This window comes from Leifsonia sp. GW821-FHT13C09, assembly GCF_058806435.1.
The window spans coordinates 459,671-479,117 of record NZ_JBXAPS010000001.1 but is presented as its reverse complement, the minus strand read 5'-3'; the positions used below and the strand labels follow the sequence as shown (position 1 = coordinate 479,117).

16 protein-coding genes are annotated in these 19,447 nt (G+C 70.1%); 3 read left to right on the top strand and 13 right to left on the bottom strand.

Features of this window, described 5'->3' with window-relative positions; translation table 11 throughout:
• Position 1: 1 nt before the first annotated feature.
• The 6 genes from AC1ROW_RS02205 to dusB all read right to left on the bottom strand — a co-directional run bounded on the left by AC1ROW_RS02205 (position 2) and on the right by dusB (position 8,623).
• Positions 2-1,099 (bottom strand): ABC transporter permease, encoded by a 1,098-nt coding sequence (locus AC1ROW_RS02205; RefSeq protein WP_493017230.1) that lies wholly within the window; start codon positions 1,097-1,099, stop codon positions 2-4.
• A 128-nt stretch (positions 1,100-1,227) separates the two neighbouring features.
• On the bottom strand, positions 1,228-2,859 hold the full coding sequence (locus AC1ROW_RS02200; protein WP_493017229.1) for an ABC transporter substrate-binding protein: 1,632 nt from the start codon (positions 2,857-2,859) through the stop codon (positions 1,228-1,230).
• Between the two features lie 225 nt (positions 2,860-3,084).
• Positions 3,085-5,004 (bottom strand): DNA primase, encoded by a 1,920-nt coding sequence (gene dnaG / locus AC1ROW_RS02195; protein ID WP_493017228.1) that lies wholly within the window; start codon positions 5,002-5,004, stop codon positions 3,085-3,087.
• Positions 5,005-5,052: 48 nt separating this feature from the next.
• Positions 5,053-6,075, bottom strand: coding sequence for a DUF4282 domain-containing protein (locus AC1ROW_RS02190; protein WP_493017227.1), 1,023 nt, complete (start codon positions 6,073-6,075; stop codon positions 5,053-5,055).
• 75 nt (positions 6,076-6,150) lie between these two features.
• Positions 6,151-7,431 carry a deoxyguanosinetriphosphate triphosphohydrolase gene (locus AC1ROW_RS02185; RefSeq protein ID WP_493017226.1) on the bottom strand — a complete coding sequence of 427 codons (1,281 nt, stop codon included), beginning with the start codon at positions 7,429-7,431 and terminating at the stop codon, positions 6,151-6,153.
• Complete coding sequence (gene dusB / locus AC1ROW_RS02180; RefSeq protein ID WP_493017225.1) at positions 7,421-8,623, bottom strand: tRNA dihydrouridine synthase DusB; 1,203 nt, start codon at positions 8,621-8,623, stop codon at positions 7,421-7,423. Before dusB ends, AC1ROW_RS02185 begins: the two co-directional genes overlap by 11 nt.
• A gap of 33 nt (positions 8,624-8,656) precedes the next feature.
• Between dusB and AC1ROW_RS02175 the strand changes: the two genes are divergently transcribed.
• Together AC1ROW_RS02175 and AC1ROW_RS02170 are read left to right on the top strand one after the other, a co-directional pair.
• Positions 8,657-9,154 carry an aminoacyl-tRNA deacylase gene (locus AC1ROW_RS02175; protein WP_493017224.1) on the top strand — a complete coding sequence of 166 codons (498 nt, stop codon included), beginning with the start codon at positions 8,657-8,659 and terminating at the stop codon, positions 9,152-9,154.
• 312 nt (positions 9,155-9,466) lie between these two features.
• Positions 9,467-10,171, top strand: a complete 705-nt coding sequence (locus AC1ROW_RS02170; RefSeq protein WP_493017223.1) for an endonuclease domain-containing protein — start codon at positions 9,467-9,469, stop codon at positions 10,169-10,171.
• A 50-nt stretch (positions 10,172-10,221) separates the two neighbouring features.
• Here AC1ROW_RS02170 and AC1ROW_RS02165 read toward each other — a convergent pair whose 3' ends face one another.
• The 4 genes from AC1ROW_RS02165 to recO are packed head-to-tail and all read right to left on the bottom strand — an operon-like array spanning position 10,222 to position 12,617.
• A complete protein-coding gene (locus AC1ROW_RS02165; RefSeq protein ID WP_493017222.1) occupies positions 10,222-10,347 on the bottom strand; it encodes a hypothetical protein in 126 nt (41 codons plus the stop codon).
• A complete protein-coding gene (locus AC1ROW_RS02160; RefSeq protein ID WP_493017221.1) occupies positions 10,344-11,027 on the bottom strand; it encodes a DsbA family oxidoreductase in 684 nt (227 codons plus the stop codon). The genes AC1ROW_RS02165 and AC1ROW_RS02160 overlap by 4 nt, the downstream gene beginning before the upstream one ends.
• 40 nt (positions 11,028-11,067) lie before the next feature.
• Entirely contained in the window at positions 11,068-11,880 is an 813-nt protein-coding gene (locus AC1ROW_RS02155; protein WP_493017220.1) for an isoprenyl transferase, read from the bottom strand.
• Positions 11,877-12,617, bottom strand: a complete 741-nt coding sequence (gene recO / locus AC1ROW_RS02150; RefSeq protein WP_493017219.1) for a DNA repair protein RecO — start codon at positions 12,615-12,617, stop codon at positions 11,877-11,879. The genes AC1ROW_RS02155 and recO overlap by 4 nt, the downstream gene beginning before the upstream one ends.
• Positions 12,618-12,649: 32 nt before the next feature.
• Between recO and AC1ROW_RS02145 the strand changes: the two genes are divergently transcribed.
• Entirely contained in the window at positions 12,650-13,411 is a 762-nt protein-coding gene (locus AC1ROW_RS02145) for a trimeric intracellular cation channel family protein (RefSeq protein WP_493017218.1), read from the top strand.
• Positions 13,412-13,521: 110 nt separating this feature from the next.
• Here AC1ROW_RS02145 and leuA read toward each other — a convergent pair whose 3' ends face one another.
• The 3 genes from leuA to AC1ROW_RS02130 form a co-directional block, all read right to left on the bottom strand.
• Positions 13,522-15,300 (bottom strand): 2-isopropylmalate synthase, encoded by a 1,779-nt coding sequence (gene leuA / locus AC1ROW_RS02140; RefSeq protein ID WP_493017217.1) that lies wholly within the window; start codon positions 15,298-15,300, stop codon positions 13,522-13,524.
• A 137-nt stretch (positions 15,301-15,437) separates the two neighbouring features.
• The gene (locus AC1ROW_RS02135) at positions 15,438-18,086 is read right to left on the bottom strand and encodes a bifunctional lysylphosphatidylglycerol flippase/synthetase MprF (RefSeq protein ID WP_493017216.1); all 2,649 of its coding nucleotides are present in this window, start codon (positions 18,084-18,086) and stop codon (positions 15,438-15,440) included.
• Positions 18,083-19,363, bottom strand: coding sequence for an alpha/beta hydrolase (locus AC1ROW_RS02130; RefSeq protein ID WP_493017215.1), 1,281 nt, complete (start codon positions 19,361-19,363; stop codon positions 18,083-18,085). Before AC1ROW_RS02130 ends, AC1ROW_RS02135 begins: the two co-directional genes overlap by 4 nt.
• Positions 19,364-19,447 lie beyond the last annotated feature (84 nt).

The window sequence follows — 19,447 nt, the reverse complement described above, 5'->3', positions numbered from 1 at the left end:
GTCAGTACCTCACTCTCGGGTCGATGAGCGCCGCGATGATGTCGACGATGAAGTTCGTGACCGCGACGATGACGGCCAGCAGGACGACCATGCCCTGCACGGCGACGAAGTCGCGCGACTGCAGATAGTGCTCGAGCTGGAAGCCCAGCCCCTTCCACTCGAAGGTCGTCTCGGTCAGGATCGCGCCCCCGAGGAGGAGGGCGATCTGCAGGCCGATGACCGTGATGATGGGGATGAGCGCAGGACGGTAGGCGTGCTTGCGGACGAGCCGGCTCTCGCTGACGCCGCGCGAACGTGCCGCGTCCACGTAGTCGGTGGAGAGGGTGCCGATGACGTTGGTCCGCACGAGCCGCAGGAAGATGCCGGCGGTGAGGAGGCCGAGCGTGAGGCCGGGCAGCACCGCGTGCAGCAGCACGTCGCCGACCACCGCAGGGTCCCCGGTCCGGAACGCGTCGATCAGGTAGATGCCGGTCGTGTTCGGGAGGGTCTGCATCTCGATCTCGGAGCTGGTCGAGGCGCGGCCCGCGACGGGGAGCACGTTCAGCCAGATCGAGAACACGAGCTTCAGCACCATGCCGACGAAGAACACCGGGGTGGCGTAGCAGAGGATCGCGAAGATGCGCAGCGACGCGTCGCCGGACTTGTCACGGAAGTACGCGGCGATCAGGCCGAGCGGGATGCCGACGATGAACGCCACGATGAGCGCGTAGAACGCGAGCTCCAGAGTCGCGGCGCCGTAGTGGAGCAGCACCTGCGTCACGGGCTGGTTGTCGGTGAAGGTCGTGCCGAAGTCGCCGCGGAGCAGGTGCCCCAGGTAGTCGAAGTACTGCACGATCAGGGGCCGGTCGTAACCGGCTTGGTGGATGCGCTCCTGGAGCTGTGCGGGAGGGAGCTTGCCGCCGAGTGCCGCCGTGATGGGGTCGCCCGTGGACCGCATCAGGAAGAAGACGACTGTGACGAGGATGAAGATCGTCGGGATGATGAGGAGCGCGCGGATGACGATGTAGCGGACGAGGCCGCCTCCAGGTCGCCGACGCGCTGTGGTTCGTTCGGGACCGGGCGCGGTGGGCGCCGCGGGTCCGCTGACCGTCGCTGTCATGGGAGCCAATCGTGGGTGGTTCGTGGGTGGGGGGGGGGGGGGGGGGGGGGGGGGGGGGGGGGGGCTCCCTCTCCCCCCCCCCCCCCCCCCCCCCCCCCCCCCCCCCCCGTTCGGCCTGAAGGTGCGGCCTAGCCCTTCGAGAGGGCTGCGTAGCGGAACTTGAACGACGGGTCGAGCGTCTTGTCGGCGCCGTTGACGTTCTTGCCCACCACGGCGACCTGCGCACCCTGCAGCAGGGGCAGGGTGGACAGGTCGGCGCCCACCTTGGCCTGGATCTGCTCGATCAGCTGGGTGCGCGCGGCCTTGTCGGTCGTGCCCAGCTGCTGGGTGATCAGCTGCTGGACCTCGGGGTTGTCGTAGTGGTTCGCGAGGAAGTTGTCCTTGGCGAAGAACGGCGACAGGTAGTTGTCCGCGTCGGAGTAGTCCGGGAACCAGCCGAGCTGGTAGGCCGGGTACAGGTCCTTGACGCGGTCCTTGGAGTACTGGACCCACTCGGTCGACTGCAGGTTGACCTTGAACAGGCCGCCGTTCTCGAGCTGCTCCTTCACGAGCGCGTACTCGTCGCCGGAGGACGGGCCGTAGTGGTCCGGGTTGTACTGCAGGTTGAGCGCGATCGGGGTGGTCACGCCTGCGGCCTGGAGCGCAGCCTTCGCCTTGTCGAGGCTCGGACCGCCGTTGCCGTCGCCGTAGAGGTCCTTCAGCACGGTGGTCGCGCCGGTCAGGCCCTGCGGGACGTACGAGTACAGCGGGGTGTAGGTGTCCTTGTAGACCTGCTTGGCGATGGTCGCGCGGTCGACGAGGTCGGCAGCGGCCTGGCGCACGGCGAGGGCCTTCTTGGCGTCGGCCTGCGGCGTGGTCGCACCGTACGGCTGGGTGTTGAAGTTCCAGACGATGTAGCGGATCTCACCACCCGGTCCCTTGACGACCTTGACGTTCTTGTCCGTGCCGAGGCTCTGGACATCGGTCGCCGACAGGCTGCGGAACGCGACGTCGATCGCGCCCTTCTGGATGTCGAGCTTCAGGTTCGACGACTCCGCGTAGTACTTGACGTTGACCTTGTCCGTGGCCGGCTTGCCGAGCAGGCCCTGGTAGTTCGGGTTCGCCTTGTACGCGATCAGGTTGTTGAAGTCGTAGCTCGTGATGTCGTACTGGCCGGCGAACGGGTGACCCTTGACGATGGTGTTGTCCGGGGTGACCTTGTCGGCCGAGAAGACCTGGTGGTCGACGATCGGGCCGGCGGGGCTGGAGAGCACCTGCGCGAAGGTCTGGTCGTTCGGCACCTTGAGCTTGAAGACCGCGGTCGTCTTGTCCGGGGTGCTGACGCTGTCCAGGTTGCCGAGCAGCGACGCGGGACCGTTGGGGTCGTTGATCTTGAGCTGGCGGTCGAAGGTGAACTTGACGTCCTCGGAGGTCAGCGAGTGACCGTTCGCGAACTTCAGGTTCGGCTTCAGCTTCACGGTGTACTCGGTCGGCGACGTGAAGGTCGCGCTGGCGGCGATGTCCGGCTTGACGTCCGGGCTGCCGTAGGGCGAGTTCAGCAGGAACGGGTACACCTGGTTCATCACGGCGAACGAGCCGTTGTCGTAGGAGCCGGCCGGGTCGATCGACGTGATCTTGTCGGTCGTGCCGATGGTCAGCGTGCCGCCGCCGCCACCGGAGCCGTTGTTGCTCCCCGAGCAGCCCGCGAGCACCAGCGCCGCGGCCGCGAATGCGGCCGACACGGCGAGCAGGCGCCGTCCGCCGATCTTTACGGATCTCATATCCGATTACCTCTTCCTTGGTGGGGTCACTGATCCGGCGGAGCGCACGCGAGCGCTTCGTCGCCGAATCGCGTAGCCACAGTCCTAGCACGAATGCCGCGCGGAGTGCGCACCTTGTCGCGGATCGCGGCGCAATCTTTACATCGGCGCAACAATTCCGCGCGCATTTGCGCACACTGCTACGGATTCCGTCGCCGGAGCGTGTTCATGATCTATTGTGCCGCGCTATTCGCCGCGCAGCCGCATCCGTTCGCGATCGATCGACGCCAGCGCCACCTGCAGCGACCGCCGGAGGTCCGCGTTCTGCGGGTCGGTGCGGGCCAGCCGGGAGGTCAGCTCGGCCTTCTCCCGGAGCAGATCGCGGTCGATGAGACCATCCAGGATGGACCGGGCGTAGCGGCCGACGTCGGAGCCGGTCTGCGGCAGCGCGGCGACGGCGAGGGCGTTCACGGTCGGGGCGTAGGCCTGCGGCACCTCGGCGAGGATGCGGTCCACCCAGCCGGGGTCGGCGATGGACGGCAGCTGGCTGGCGATGGCGTCACGGACGACGGCGTGCGTCGGGTTCACGAACGGCACCTGCACGACGCGGGCGGCGCGCTCGGCGCCGACCTCGTCCGGGAACTGGAGCAGCACCATGAGGCTCTCCCGCTCGGTGCGTTGGGTGGGGTCGGTCGGGTCGAGCTCGCGGATCGGGGCGGGGGCGTCCGGGGTCGGCTGCTGATACTGCTGCGGAGCGCCATCGCGTCGGCCGCCCTGCCGGGCGTTGTCGTCGCCGCGCCCGCCGCGCTGATCGCCACGAGTGCTCCGCTGTTCTCCACCGGTACTGCGTTGGGCGGAGCGCACCGCGCGCAGTGCGTCCTGCAGGTCGGCGCCGGTCAGCCGCGCGAGCTCGCGCGTATAGCCGTTCTGCGACGCGGGGTCGCGGATGGTCGCCACGATCGGCGCCCCGGCACGCAGGGCGGCGGTGCGGCCCTCAACGGTGTCGAGGTCGAAGCGCTCGACCACCTGGCGGATCATGAACTCGAACATCGGCTTGCGGGCGTCGATCATCCGGCGCACCGCGTCGTCGCCGCCGGAGAGCCGCAGGTCGCACGGGTCGAGCCCGTCCGGGCCGACGGCCACGTAGGTCTGGGCGGAGAAGCGCTGCTCCTCCCCGAACGCCCGCGCAGCCGCCTTCTGACCCGCAGCGTCCGGGTCGAAGGTGAAGATCACCGAGCCGCTGCTGTTGTCGTCGCCCATGATCCGGCGGATGACCTTGATGTGGTCGACGCCGAACGCCGTCCCGCAGGTGGCCACGGCGGTCGTGATCCCGGCGAGGTGGCAGGCCATCACGTCCGTGTAGCCCTCCACCACGACGACCTGGTCGTTGCGGGAGATGTCCCGCTTCGCGAGATCCAGGCCGTAGAGCACCTGCGCCTTCTTGTAGACCGCGGTCTCGGGGGTGTTCAGGTACTTCGGGCCGTTGTCGTCCTCCAGCAGCCGCCGGGCGCCGAAGCCGATGGTCTGCCCGGTCACGTCGCGGATCGGCCAGACCAGGCGGCCTCGGAACCGGTCGTAGACGCCGCGGTCGCGCTGCGAGACGAGGCCCGCCGCCAGCAGTTCGTCGGGGGTGAAGCCTTTGCCGCGCAGGTGCTTGGTGAGCTCGTCCCAGCTCTTCGGGGCGAAGCCGACGCCGAAGTGCGTTGCGGCGGCCGCGTCGAAGCCGCGCTCGCCCAGGAACCGTCGGCCGGGGTCGGCGTCGGCCGCCGCCAGCCGCTCGCGGAAGAACTCCTCGGCGGCGTTGTTGGCGGCCAGCAGCCGGGCGCGGTTGCCGCTCGACTCGCTCGGGCCTCCCCCGCCCTCCTCGTAGTGGAGCTGGTAGCCGATCCGGCCGGCCAGCCGCTCGACCGCCTCGGTGAAGGAGACATGGTCGAGCTTCACCAGGAACGCGTAGACGTCGCCGCCCTCGCCGCAGCCGAAGCAGTGGTAACGGCCGACGCCCGGCCGGACGTTGAAGCTCGGGCTCTTCTCGTCGTGGAACGGGCACAGGCCCTTGAGCGACCCCACGCCGCCCGGCTTCAGGCTGACGTAGTCGCCGATGATGTCGGCGATGTTGGTGCGGGCCTTGACCTCTTCGATGTCGCTCTGTCGAATCCGGCCTGCCATGCACTCGATTCTAGTGAGCGCGACCGACCCCCGCGGACTTCACACGGCTCAGTCGCGCGGCGGCCGCCTCCGCCGCGTGTTCTGGGCGATCTCGATGATCGCGCAGAAGACCTCGATGGTCACCCGCAGCAGGAGGACGCTCAGGATGGCGGCCACGAGCGTCACCAGGACGCCCAGCAGGAACACGAACGCGCCGGCCGGCGACCGGGTCGCGATCGCGATGCCGAGGCTGTTGGAGAAGCCCACGACGATCCCGAGGCCGATCAGCACGAGCCCGACCACGTAGACGGGCCCGGCGAGCCGGCGGGTCACGTAGCTGGTGAAGGTGAAGTCGAACAGCGACGAGAAGAACCGCGAGTCGTCCAGGCGTTCGGCGAGCTCGTTCATGCTGCGACCGGGGCGCGGGGCGTGCGGTCCGGCGGCGGGAGCCGGCGGGGCCTCCTCGTCGACCGGAGCGCCGGGCGCGGGGGTGGCAGCGGTGGCCGTGGCCTCCGCCGCGGTGCCGGCCAGGAGGTCTTCGGCGACCGCGCCGACCGGCACCGGCTCGGCGGCGGGCGACGCGGGAAGAATCTCGGTGGTCTCAGAGTCCGTGGTGTCCGGCGCGGACGCGGTCGGCGCTGCGGACGATGCCGGGCGCGGGTTCAGGATCTCGGTCTCCGCGGTCGGCGCGCGGTAGAAGTCGTCCGCTGTCGGCAGGACCACGGTCGCGGGTTCCGTCTCGGGAGGCTCGGCCACGGCCTCCACGGGAGGCTCCACCGGCGAGGTGGAGGTGTCCGGGGCCGGCGTCGCCTTGCTGCGCGACGCGGCCGGGCGGCGGCGCGGGGTGGCCGGCTTGGCGGGAGCGGTGGCTTCGACTGTGTCCTCGGTCGCGGCCTTGCCGAGCATCGCGTCGAGGATCTCCGGCGCCTCGCCGGCCGGCGAGATCGGGGCGCTCTTCGGCGCGCGCTTGCGCGGGGACGGCGTGCGCTTCGCGGGCGCGCGCGACGGCTTCGCTGCGGTCGACGGCTCCGCTGCGCCGGGCTCGGCCTCCGTGGGCCGGTCCCCGTCCGCCGGGGGCTGTGGGCTGCTCATGCGTGTCCTCCTTCGCCGTCCCTCAAGCATTCTGCACACGGGCTGCCGATTCAAGCCCGCGCCCGGCGCGCCGGATCAGTGCTGCACGAGGCGCTCGAACCAGCTCAGCGCGGACTGGTCCGTCAAGCTCGCGACCTGGTCGACCACCACGCGCTTGCGCGCGGCGTCGCTGTCCGCGAGGCGCCAATCCTCCTGGAATCCCGGGTCTAGCTCCTCCGGTCCGCGCGAGAGCAGCACGTCGGCCAGCGCCATCAGCACCTGCCGCTGCTGCGCGTAGATCGGCTGGCGCGTGTTGCGGGACATCACGAAGGTCGCGACGATGCCCTTCAGCACGGCGATCTCCGCCCGGATGGCGGCCGGCACCACGACATCGGCGCCGAACCGCCGCAGCTCCACACCGCCGGCGCGGTGCTTCGTCTCGTGCACCGCGGCGTGCGCGAAGCGACCGATGAGCTGGCTGGTGAGGTTCTTCAGATGTGCCTGCGCCCGCCGGGAGCCGTCCCAGCGGTCGAGCCAGATCTCCAGGCTGTCGAGGCGGTCGAACGCCGCGATCAGCTCGTCGTGGCTGAACTCGCCGCCCACCCACTCGTACATCGAGCGGACCAGGTCGTCGTGGTCGACGCGGCTGCCGAGCGCCGCCACGTCGATGTAGCCGTTGACCACCGCGTCCTCGAAGTCGTGCACCGAATAAGCGATGTCGTCGGAGAGGTCCATGACCTGCGCCTCGATGCAGCGCTGGCGCTCGGGCGAGCCCTCCCGCATCCACTCGAACACGGCGTGGTCGTCGGCGTAGAAGCCGAACTTGGCCCGACCGCTCGGATCGGGCACCGAACTGGTCTCCGGCCACGGGTACTTGCAGCTCGCATCGAGGCTGGCCCGGGTGAGGTTGAGGCCGTAGGGGCGGCCGTCGCGGCCGAAGACCTTCGGTTCCAGGCGGGTGAGCAGCCGTAGCGTCTGCGCGTTGCCCTCGAAGCCGCCGATGTCCTCGGCCCAGGCGTTGAGAGCGCGTTCACCGTTGTGGCCGAACGGCGGGTGGCCGATGTCGTGCGCCAGGCACGCGGTGTCGACGATGTCGGGGTCGAGCCCGAGGCTCGCCGCGAGCTCGCGGCCGACCTGGGCGACCTCCAGGGAGTGGGTCAGCCGGTTGCGCGCGAAGTCGAGGCCGGCCGTGGGGCTGAGCACCTGGGTCTTGGCGGCGAGCCGGCGGAGTGCGCTGGAGTGCAGCAGGCGCGCCCGGTCCCGGGCGAAGTCGCTGCGGCGGCTGGAGTGCTGCTCGGGGAGCCAGCGCTCCCGGTCGCGCTCCGTGTAGTCGTCACCCGGGACGCTGTCGACCAGCGTCGTCGCGCTATCCGCCACTGTTGTGCACCTCCGCCTCGGCGACCTCCGCGCGGGCGCTGCCGGCCAGCTCGCGGCTGTCGAGCCAGCCTTCGGGCAGTGCGGGGCGCTTCGGCGAGCCGGCGCGCCCGCGCTGGCCTTCCGCCGCCTCGCCCGGGTACTCCTGGCTCCAGTCGAGGGTGGCGAGCAGGTCGTCCAGGTGCGCGAGTGTGTCGACGGTCGCGAGGCTCGCGCGCAGGTCGCCGCCGACCGGGTAGCCCTTGAAGTACCAGGCGACGTGCTTGCGAATGTCGCGGCAGCCGCGCTCCTCGCTCTCGAAGAACTCGACCAGAAGCTCGGCGTGCCGGCGGAACGTCGCCGCCACCTGGCCGAGCGTCGGGTGAGCCTGCGCGAGCGCCGCCTCCTCGGCGCTGATCTCGCCCGCGCGGGCGCGGAAGGCCGCCGCCAGGTCGCCGAACAACCACGGCCGGCCGAGGCAGCCGCGGCCGACCACGACGCCGTCGCAGCCGGTCTCCTCCACCATGCGGATCGCGTCGGCGGCGGACCAGATGTCGCCGTTGCCGAGCACCGGCGTGCCGGTGATCGTCTCCTTGAGCTTCGCGATGGCCGACCAGTCGGCGTTTCCGGAGTAGAACTCGGCGGCCGTGCGGGCGTGCAGCGCGATCGAGGCGGCGCCGGCGCCCTCGGCGGCCTTGCCGGCCTCCAGGTAGGTGAGGTGGTCGCCGTCGATGCCCTTGCGCATCTTGACGGTCAGCGGGATGTCGCCCGCCGCCGCGACCGCGCCCTCCACGATCTCGCAGAAGTGGTTCAGCTTCCACGGCAGCGCGGCCCCGCCGCCCTTGCGGGTGACCTTGGGCACGGGGCAGCCGAAGTTGAGGTCGATGTGGTCGGCGCGGTCCTCCGCGACGAGCATCGTGACCGCCTCGCGGACCGTCTTGGGGTCGACGCCGTAGAGCTGGATGCTGCGCGGTGTCTCCGACTCGTGGTGGGTGATGAGGCGCAGCGACTCGGGGGTGCGCTCGACCAGCGCGCGGGAGGTGATCATCTCGCTCACGTAGAGCCCGGCGCCGAACTCTCGGCACAGCCGGCGGAAGGCGGTGTTCGTGATCCCCGCCATGGGTGCGAGGACGACCGGCACGTCGAGGGCGAGCGGGCCGATGGCCAGCTTCGGGCTCGTCTCCGTGCGGGGAGCTAGGGTTGCGGTAGTAGACATCTGCATCGATTCTCCCAGAAAGCGTGCTGATACATGGCCGAGAGCAGCGAAACTGTGGAAACCGGCGGTGGCCGCCGACGTGTGGAGGAGGATGCCCGGGCCCGCGGTATCCCCGTGCGGATCGTCGAGCGGCCCGCCGCCCGCAGCCTCGAGGAGGCCGCGTCGCTGCTCGGGATCGAGCCGGGCGACATCGTCAAGTCGCTCGTGGTGAAGCGCAGCGACGACACCTTCGTGTTCGCCCTGGTCCCGGGAGGCCGCAAGATCTCCTGGCCGAAGCTGCGCGCCGTCCTGCACGTCAACAAGCTGCAGCTCCCGGACGCCTCGGTGGCGTTCGCCGCTACCGGCTACGAGCGCGGGACGATCACACCGTTCGGCAGCACCACCGCGTGGCCCGTCATCGCCGACGCGACCGTGGCCGGCCGCACGGTCTCGATGGGCGCCGGCGAGCACGGCTACTCGCTCTTCGTGGACGCGGACGCACTGCTCGCGGGCTTCGACGCGACGCTCGCCGACATCACCGACCCGGAATAGCGGATCCGCCTGGCAGAACACGCCGTCTCGGGCGTGCTGCTCGCGGCGTGTTCTGCCAACTCGTTGCCCAGGCCTGTGGATAACTCTTGAGCGGGCTGGCGGCCCTGCGAGGGTGAGCGGATGCAGCAGGCACGAGAACTTCCGCCGATCCTCCGGTCAGACGCGTTCAGCGTGCGCGCCGCGCGCCAGGCGGGAGTGTCTCAGCCCAGGCTCCGAAGGTCCGACCTCACGGCGCCGTTTCGTGGTGTGCGGATCGCCGCAACGGATTCGCCGACTGGGCTCGTCGAACGATGCCGTGCCTACCGACAGGTGATGGCACCTGGCGCCATCTTCAGCCACGGAACTGCCGCACTTCTGCTGGAGCTCCCGCTTCCCGTCACCATCGAAGAAGACCCGCTGATCGATGTCGCGGTCATAATGCCGGCCCGTGCCCCGCGAATGCGTGGTGTTCGCGGACACCAGCTCGTCGCGGCGCCGCATTCGCGAATGGTCCGAGGACTGCCGGTCCCACATCCAGCCGAGGTCTGGTGTCAACTCGGCCGTGGCCTCAGCCTCGATGAACTCGTCGTGGTCGGCGACGCGCTCGTTCGCCGGAAAAAGCCACTCACCGATCCGTTGGAACTCCGCGCCGCGGTCGCCCGATCGGACGGACGACCCGGGATCCGAACGCTTCGGAGCGCTGTCGATCTTGTCAGAGCGCGCACGGATTCTCCGATGGAGACGCGGCTGCGGCTGGCGATCGTACAGAACGGCCTGCCGGAGCCCGCGGTGAACTACGTGATCGCGGGGCCGAACCGGACATATCACCTGGACCTCGCGTATCCGCATTGCCGTGTGGCGATCGAATACGACGGCGACCACCACCGAACAGACCGCGATCAGTATCGGCTGGACATGGACAGGCTCTGGGAGATCGAGCGCCTGGGCTGGCGCATCGTCCGACTCAACAACGCGCAGGTCGCCCGAGGCGCACATGAAGCTCTTCGCAGAATCCGCTCGGCCCTGGCATCGCCCTGACAGAACACGCCGTCTCGGGCACGTCCGAGACGGCGTGTTCTGCCAGTTGGTTAGGCGGGGAGGGCGCAGGTGTCGCCGTCGCAGGCGGCGGCAGCGGGGTCGCCGAGCGGCGTCAGGAGCGGGCGCGGCGCGGCGGGCGCGGGCGCGACGGGCGTGCCGCCGTCGGCGGCGCTCACGCGTTCGCCTCCGCCGGCTCCGCCGCGCGCTCGGTCCAGACCTGCTCCAGAACCTGCGCGAACGTCGCCGCGTCCTGCGCGCCCGAGACGCCGTACTTGCCTTCGACGACGAAGAACGGGACGCCGTTGATGCCGTACTCGGCCGCCGTGCGCTGGTCGTCGCGCACCGCGTCCAGATATTCGCCGGACTCCATCGCCGCCAGCGCGGCGTCGCGGTCGAGCCCGACCGACGCGGCGAGGTCCGCGAGCGACTCGGCGCGGCCGACGTGGCCGCCCTCGATGAAGTAGGCCTGGAAGAGCCGTTCCGCCAGCTCCGGCTGCTTGCCCTGCGCCTTGGCGAAGTGCAGGAGCTCGTGCGCCTTCACGGTGTTGGTGTGCTGCAGGGCGTCGAAGTCGTAGTCGAGGCCGACCGAGGCGGCGATCCCGGTCACGCGGTCGAGCATCTGGTGCACCTGCTCCGCAGGGATGCCCTTGTGCCCGGCGAGGAAGTCCACCTCACTGCCGTCGAAGTCGACCGGGGTGTCGGGCGACAGCTCGAACGAGTGGTACTCGACCTCCACCGCGCGGCCCTCGCCTGCGCCGGCGAACGTCGCACTGCCGTTCTCGAACTTGCGCTTGCCGATGTAGCACCACGGGCACGCGATGTCGGACCAGATGTCGATCTTGATGGGTTCGCTCACGCCTCAGGGCAACGCTGCACTGCTGCAGTTATTCCGGCGCTCACAGCGCCACGTCGTCCGGCGTGTCCACCGCTCCCCCGAACCGGCGGTTGCGGCGCGCGAAGATGTCGATGGCGTTCCACAGGTCGGTGCGCGAGAAGTCGGGCCACAGAGTGTCAAGGAACACCATCTCCGCGTACGCGCTCTGCCAGAGCAGGAAGTTGCTGGTCCGCTGCTCGCCCGAGCTGCGCACGAACAGGTCGACGTCGGGCATGTCCGGGATGTACAGGTGGCGCTGGATGGTCTTCTCCCCCACCGCTGACGGCTTCAGCCGGCCCGCGGCGACCTCCGCGGCGATCGACCGCACGGCGTCCGCGATCTCGGTGCGGCCGCCGTAGTTGACGCACATGGTCAGCGTCAGGACGTCGTTGCCCGCCGTCAGTCGCTCGGCGAACTGCAGCTCCTTGATGACCGACGACCAGAGCCGCGGCGTGCGGCCGGCCCAGCGGACCCGCACGCCCCATTCGTTGAGCTGGTCGCGCCTGCGGTGCAGCACCTCGCGGTTGAAGCCCATCAGGAAGCGGACCTCGTCGGGCGAGCGCTTCCAGTTCTCGGTGGAGAACGCGTACACACTGAGGTGCTTCACCCCGACCTGGATCGCGCCGGCCACGACGTCGAGCAGGGAGGCCTCCCCGGCCCGGTGGCCCTCGATGCGGGTGAGACCCTGCCGGTTCGCCCAGCGGCCGTTGCCGTCCATCACGATCGCGACGTGCTCCGGCACCGCCTTCGCCGGGAATACGGGCGGGTACACGCCCGTCCAGTCGACGGGGCGGTACGCGACCGCGTCCTTGTGCGTGTACGGCTTGGGCGTCATCCGCTCGCCTTCTGATCGTGCTGGACGTGCTGCAGGGAGCGCAGGCCGCGCTCCAGATGCCACTGGGTGTACGCGGCGACGAGGCCGTTCGCCTTCGAGCGGGTGGAGTCGTCGGAGGCGTCCGCCGTCGCCCAGTCGCCGGTGAGCAGCGCGCCGAGCAGCGCGATGGTCGCGGCGTCGATCCGCGGGGCACCCTGCGGCGCGCAGTCGTCGCACACCACGCCGCCGAGCTGGACGACGACGTGGTCGTGCGGGCCAGGTGCGCCGCAGCGCGAGCAGTCCAGGAAGCTCGGCGCCCAGCCCGCCAGCGACAGCGCGCGCAGCAGGTAGGAGTCGAGGGTGAGCTGCGGGCCGTGCTCGTGCCGGGACAGCGAGCGGAGGGCGCCGACGAGGAGGAGGTACTGCTGCAGGGAGGCCTCGGCGTCCGTGAGCCGGTCGGCGGCCTCCACCATCGCGTTGGCGGCGGTGTAGCTGGCGTAGTCGTCCGCGATCAGCGCACCGTAGGCGCCGATGGTCTCGGCCTGCGTCACGACGTCGAGGCTGCGTCCCTCGTAGAGCTGGACGTCGGCCACCATGAACGGCTCCAGCCGCGAGCCGAACTTGGAGGCCGTCCGCCGCACGCCCTTCGCCACCGCACGGATCTTGCCGTGCTGCCGGCTGAGCATGGTGACGATGCGATCGGCTTCGCCCAGCTTGTGGGTGCGCAGCACGACGGCTTCATCACGGTAGACAGGCACGACTCCAGTATCCCGCGTGATACAAGTGACTGGTGACATCCGCGGTGTTCTCGATCCCCCTCTGGGGCGACCTGGTCGCCGTCGGCGTCGGCAGCCTGCAGGGCGCGATGTTCGCCTCCGGGTTCCGCGACCGCCGACTCGATCTGCTGGGCATCGCGATCATCGGTGTGGCGACGGGGCTCGGCGGCGGCCTGCTGCGCGACCTGCTGCTCAACGTGACGCCGGTGGCGCTGCAATCGAACTGGTACCTGCCGGCGACGGTCGTCGCGGCGCTGCTCGGGATGCTGCTGGTGCGGCTGTTCCGGAGGCTGGACCCGATCATCACGTTCCTGGACGCGCTCACGATCGGGCTGTTCGGCGCGATCGGGGCCACGAAGGCGCTGGCGCTCGGCCTTCCGGAGGTGCCCGCGGTGTTCGTGGGCGTCGTGTCGGCGGTCGGCGGGTCGATCCTGCGCGACGTGCTGCTGAACCTGCCCATCGCGCTGATGCACGTGGGGTCGCTCTACGCGGTCGCCGCGGGAGCAGGCACGATCGTGCTCGTCATCCTGGTCGACCTGAAGGTGCCGTTCACGATCGCCGTGCTGGTGTGCGTTATCGCGACCCTCGTCATCCGCCTCCTCGCCGTCCGCTTCGGCTGGAGCCTGCCGGAACAGCGCGAACTGGGCCGCCTCCGCGCGCCCCGCTGGATGGCGTTCGGCTTCGGCAGACGGCCGAGCGACGAGCGGACGATCGAGCGGACCGACACCGGGGCGATTCCGCGGTACCGGATCGACCGGCCGCACGACGCGCCGTAACTCTGGAGACTCCGGGCGACACGCCGCCGGAAACGCCGTAACTCCGGAGATCGCGGCCCGGTGGGGCGGGATCTCCGGAGTTACGGGTGAGGGTGCGTGGGAGCCGCGGGTCAGGCCCCGACCAGCTCGCCCTTCTCGGCGGCGTTGCCGGCCGACGCGCGCACGGCGCGATTCACGGCCGACACGACGGCCTTGAACGACGCGGTCGTGGTGTCGCCGTCGATGCCGACGCCCCAGAGGCGCACGCCGTCGACGTCCACCTCCACGTAGGCCGCGGCCTGCGCCGACTCGCTCGCCGACAGCGTGTGCTGCGAATAGTCGTACAGGTGGACGTTGATGCCGCGCGCGTTCAGGATGTCGAAGAACGCGGCGATCGGGCCGTTGCCCTCCCCCGTGGCCTTCGCGACCGTGTCGCCGTCGCGCAGTGCCACCGTGAGGGTGACGTGGTCGCCGGTCTCGTTCGTCGTGCTCGTGCTGCCCAGCTCGAAGCGTCCCCACTTGGCGTCCGGGTCCGTCGCGGGGGCCGGCAGGTACTCGTCCTGGAAGATGTCCCAGATCTGGGCGCTGGTGACCTCGCCGCCCTCCGCGTCGGTCTTGGCCTGGACGACGCCGGAGAACTCGATCTGCAGCTTCCGCGGCAGGTCGAGCGCGTGGTCGGTCTTCAGCAGGTAGGCGACGCCGCCCTTGCCGGACTGCGAGTTCACCCGGATGACCGCCTCGTAGCTGCGGCCCAGGTCCTTCGGGTCGACCGGCAGGTAGGGGACGGCCCAGACCAGGTCGTCGACCGAGACGCCTTCGCGCTCGGCCCGCGCGGCCATGGCCTCGAAGCCCTTTTTGATCGCGTCCTGGTGCGAGCCGCTGAACGCGGTGAACACCAGGTCGCCGCCCCACGGGCTGCGCTCGCCGACCGGCAGCTGGTTGCAGTGCTCCACTGTGCGCTTGATCTGGTCGATGTCGCTGAAGTCGATCTGCGGGTCGATGCCCTGCGTGAACAGGTTGACGCCCAGCGTCACCAGGTCGACGTTGCCGGTGCGCTCGCCGTTGCCGAACAGGCAGCCCTCGATGCGGTCGGCGCCGGCCATGTAGCCCAGCTCCGCCGCGGCGACGGCGGTGCCGCGGTCGTTGTGCGGGTGCAGCGACAGGATGACGTTCTCGCGGTGGTTCAGGTGGCGCGACATCCACTCGATCGAGTCGGCGTAGACGTTCGGCGTGGCCATCTCGACGGTGGCCGGCAGGTTGATGATGACCTTGCGCTCGGGGGTCGGCTCGAAGACCTCCAGCACCTGGTTGCAGATGTCGGCGGCGAACTCCAGCTCCGTGCCGGTGTACGACTCCGGCGAGTACTCGTAGTAGATCTCGGTGCCGGGTACCAGCGACTCGAACTGCTTGCACAGTCGGGCGCCGGCCAGGGCGATGTCGACGATGCCCTGCTGGTCGGTCCGGAACACGACCTCGCGCTGCAGGATGCTGGTGGAGTTGTAGAGGTGCACGATCGCCTGCTTGGCGCCGACCAGCGACTCGTAGGTGCGCTTGATCAGGTGCTCGCGCGACTGGGTCAGGACCTGGATGGTGACGTCATCGGGGATGGCGCCCTCCTCGATCAGACTGCGGACGAAGTCGAAGTCGGTCTGGCTGGCCGACGGGAAGCCGACCTCGATCTCCTTGTAGCCCAGCCGGACCAGCAGGTCGAACATGATGCGCTTGCGCTCGGGGCTCATCGGGTCGATCAGGGCCTGGTTGCCGTCGCGCAGGTCGACGGCGCACCAGCGCGGCGCCTGGGTGATGCGCTTCGACGGCCAGGTCCGGTCGGGCAGATCGACGGCGATCTGCTCGTGGAACGGCCGGTACTTGTGGATCGGCATGGCGCTCGGCGCCTGGGTGTTCTTCATGGTCTGTTTTCTCCTCGCGGTGTGGTGTGGAGAGCCGACGACGAACTCCGCGACGAGGGAGGCCCGGAACTAGGACTCGTCGCGGCAGCTAAGAAGGAGCAGACCGTACACAGAATCAACGGTACCACGGCGCATCATCAGCCGCGTCCCACCGCGAGCGCCGCCGCCTGCCGCATGGACAGGTCGGGCAGGTACGCGCGCACGAGGCCCACGCCGATCGCCGGGAGGGCGACCGGATCCGGGTAGGCCATGATCAGCGGGTGCAGCTCCGGCTGGAACTTCTGCTTGAACTTGAGCAGCGAGCGGAAGCCGTACACCGGTTCCAGCGAGGTGCTGAGGTAGCCGAGGACGCGGTCCATCCCGCTCTTCTCCTCGTCCGGGGTGCCGGCCGTGTGCGCGAGCGGAGCGGCCGAGAGGCTCATGAACTCGACGCCGTCCGCCTTCATGCGGGTGGCGGCCTCGGCGATCAGGAACTCCATGACGCCGTTGATGCTCCCGGGGCGGCGGCGCATGAAGTCCAGCGTCCAGCCGACCACGTGGCCGTCGCGGTAGCTCGGCAGCCAGGAGGTCACGCCCTCGATGCGACCGGACTCGTCCACCGCGAGCATGAGTCGCACGGCCGGGTCGCGCAGTTCGTCCAGGCCGCCGAGCGTGAAGCCCATCTCGGGGAGGTCCTTCTCCGCGACCCACTGCTCGGAGATGTCCGAGAGCTGCACCGCCGCGCTCAGCGGCAGCGCGCCGAAGGTGGTCCACTCGGCGCGGATGCCCGCGCGCTGGGCGCGGTTGATCGAGGTGCGGACGTCCTGCCATTTCTTGCCGGTGGTCGCCCACTGCTGGGGCCGGATGACCGTCTCCTCGGCGACCGTCATGGTCGACCAGCCCATCCTGTCGAAGACCGGCTGGTACTGGGCGTCGACGCTGTAGAAGACCGGGATCCAGCCGCTGTCGTCGCAGAACCGCGAGAAGCGCTCGATGATGCCGTCGTGCACCGACTCGTCCGCGCCGAACGGCGCGCCGGTGGTGAGCGCCACGCGCCCGACGACGCGATAGGCGACGGCTCCGCCCGTCGCGGAGTCGAACCAGTAGCTGTTACCCGGCCAGGTCGCCATGAACGAGATGGCGTCGCCGCCGCCCCGTTCCAGCAGGGAGCGGATGCGTCCGGCGTCGCCGGCCGAGCGGCGCCACGCTCCGCGCCCGACCATGAACGGCACGGCCGCGAGGATCACGACCAGCCAGAACACCGTGCCGATGTTGTGGTAGACCACGGTCGCCAGCGGTGTGGTGGGCAGGTATTGCAGCGGCTCGCGCCGGAGGAAGCTCACCGGGATGAAGCGCTCCAGCACGTCGTTGAGGAGGTCGGTGATGTCGATCGGCCGGGTGAAGCCGGTGTCCTTCTGCAGCCAGCCGACCAGAACGTACAGCCCGATCAGGCCGAGGCCGGTCAGCGCGACGGTGATCAGGTAGCGGCGCACCGACCTGGCGGTGGCGAGCACCGTGAAGTGCCGGCGGTACGCCACCAGCAGGATCGCCATCGTGAGGGGCACGAGCGCCGACAGCGCCAGGCTGAAGGTGACCTCCCAGTAGCGCGGCGACACGGTCGGCCGCGGGTCGGCGAACGGGAGGATGCCGAAGTACAGCCCGGAGAGCACGGCGAGCAGCGCGTTGACCGAGACGGCCAGCCAGACCGCGAAGCGGCGGCCGCGCAGCAGGCCGTACGCGGCGACCAGCAGCGTCAGCAGCGGCAGCACGGAGATGAGGACCGGTCCGAGGCCGTTGATCCGCTCCAGGGTGAGGTCGTGGACGCAGTCCCGGGTGACCGCGAACGCCTGGCAGCGTTCCAGCACGCTGCCCGTGGTCGGCACGTCGTTGGAGAACAGCAGGCCGATCGGCGACAGCATCCCGAACCGCGACTGGGTCAGCAGGCCGATGACCGGGCCGAGCGCGCTGATCGTCACCGCGGAGGCGAGCAGCACCCGGACCTCGTGATGCGAGGAGCGTCGCCAGCCGAGCAGGCGCTCGTGCGGCCGGAGCAGGACGCCGAGCCCGAGGCCGGCGAGCACCGCCAGCAGCCGGTACAGGTCGGACGGGTCGCCCGAGTACAGCAGGTACATGATCGCGATGAGCAGCGTGATGACGCGGATGCGCCGGCGCCAGAACGCTCCGGCGAACGCGCTCGCCGTCATGATCGTGCCGGCGATGCCGGTGAGCACATCGAGGATGACGAGGTGGTGGACGTTGCGCGCCCACATCTCCCCTGTCTGCGAGCCGATCAGTTCGATACCGACGCCCGCGAGGATGCCGACGACGGACGTCGCGAAGAACGCGAGCGCCGTGCGCCACGCGCCCATCAGCCGCTCGGAGACGCCGACCAGCAGCACGGTGAGCGCGAGCACCACGATCAGCTCGGCGAGGTTGTTCGTGAACAGCACGGCGGTGACCGGCGCCCACCAGTGCCCGTCCATCAGCTGGTCCGGCCCGACACCGAGCCAGACGCGCAGCGGGCGGTGCGGACCGTGGATCGGACCGGTGACCAGTGCGAGCACGAGGATCAGCGCCGTCAGCCCCGCGGTGAAGGGGTGGGTGGCGATCAGCCGGCCGAGCCGGCGCACCGCGCCGCCGAAGCCGGACGCCCGAGCGGGAGGAGCAGGCGGCCGGGCGGGAGGCTCCTGCGTCTGCACGGCCGCGCCCTCCCCGACCCGCGTTCCGTCCTGCGCCGGAGTAGCGCCGTCCCCCGGTGCGCCGCCCTCCGCCGGCGCGCCGTCCCCCGTGGTCACGGCATCGGTCACGGGGCCAGCCCCATGTGAGCGGCCACCGCGGGGAAGCCGTTCGTCAGCGTGTAGCGCACCGTGTTCCAATCGTGTGCCGTCCCGGGCGAGAGCAGAAGTTCGCTGCGGATCCCGGCGGAGACCGCATCGGAGTGCAGCGTCTTCGCGAAAGCAGTGTACTTGGCGTCGTTCTGACCCGCGCCGAAGACCATCAGCGTGTTCTTGTAAGGGGCGTGCGCCTTCATCGTAGGCCCGAGTTGGGCGTCCTCAAAGGCGTTGCGCGACCCCCCGAAACCGGTGGCGATCGTGAGCGGCACGTTGCCGAGCGTCGGGCCGAGTTCGCTCGAGGAGGACAGCGCCGAGCCGAACAGCTCCGGCCGGCTCGCGGCGAACTGGGCGGCGCAGGTGGCGCCCTGCGAGTAGCCGAACACGCCCCACGCGGCCGGGTCGCTGCTCACCCGCAGGTGGGAGGTGATCCAGTTACGCACATCCTTGAGCAGGTACGTGGCCGAGTCGCCGAAGGCCCGGGAGTCGATGCACATCGGGTTGCGGCCGGGGCCGCCGAGCTGGTCCGGAGCGACGACGATCGGCGCGTAGCCGTTGTGCTTGGCCGCGTAGGCGTCGAGGTAGGTCCCGATCCGTCCCGCCGTGAACATGTCGGCCGGAGCGCCGGGCTGGCCCGAGAGCGCGTAGAGCACCGGGAGCGCGGGCGGGTTCGGTCCGAGGGCCACCGGCGGCAGGTAGACGACGGCGTCGCGCGCCGGGAAGCTCGACAGCGTCCCCGGGATCTTGACCGTCCCGATCTGGCCCTTCACCGGCGGGTCGGTCTGTGCGGTGGAGGCCGACCACGCGGTGCCCGTGATGACCTCGCCTCGCTCGTGGTGCAGGTTCAGCGCCTTGTACGGCACCACCCCGACGGCGTCGTTGAGGTTGCGGAAGGCGCCGAAGTCGAAGTTCACGCCGGCGAAGGCCGCCAGCAGGAAGATCGGGATGCCGATCCCCGCGATCACCTTCCGCCACCAGCGCGACCGGGCGAAGTTGGCGATCGCCAGCCCCACGCCGGCGCAGCCGATGGCGACCCACATCGTCGTCACCGGGGTGAGGCCGACACCGAAGAGGTTGTAGACGTCGTCCGTCAGCCACACCAGCAACCAGCCGATCAGCGCACCGCCGGCAGCCGCGAGCGCCCCCGCCAGCGCGCGCTTCGAGGTGGGACGCACGAGCAGGTACACCGCCAGGACCAGGATGATGAGGTCGATCGTGATGAGGAACGGCGGCTTGTCGATCCTCAGGGTCATGAGCCAGTTCAGGGGTGGATCCTCTCGAAAGTGCAGGAGGCGCTCCGGCACGGTTGATGGGCACGGGTCGCCGGTGCGCCAGTG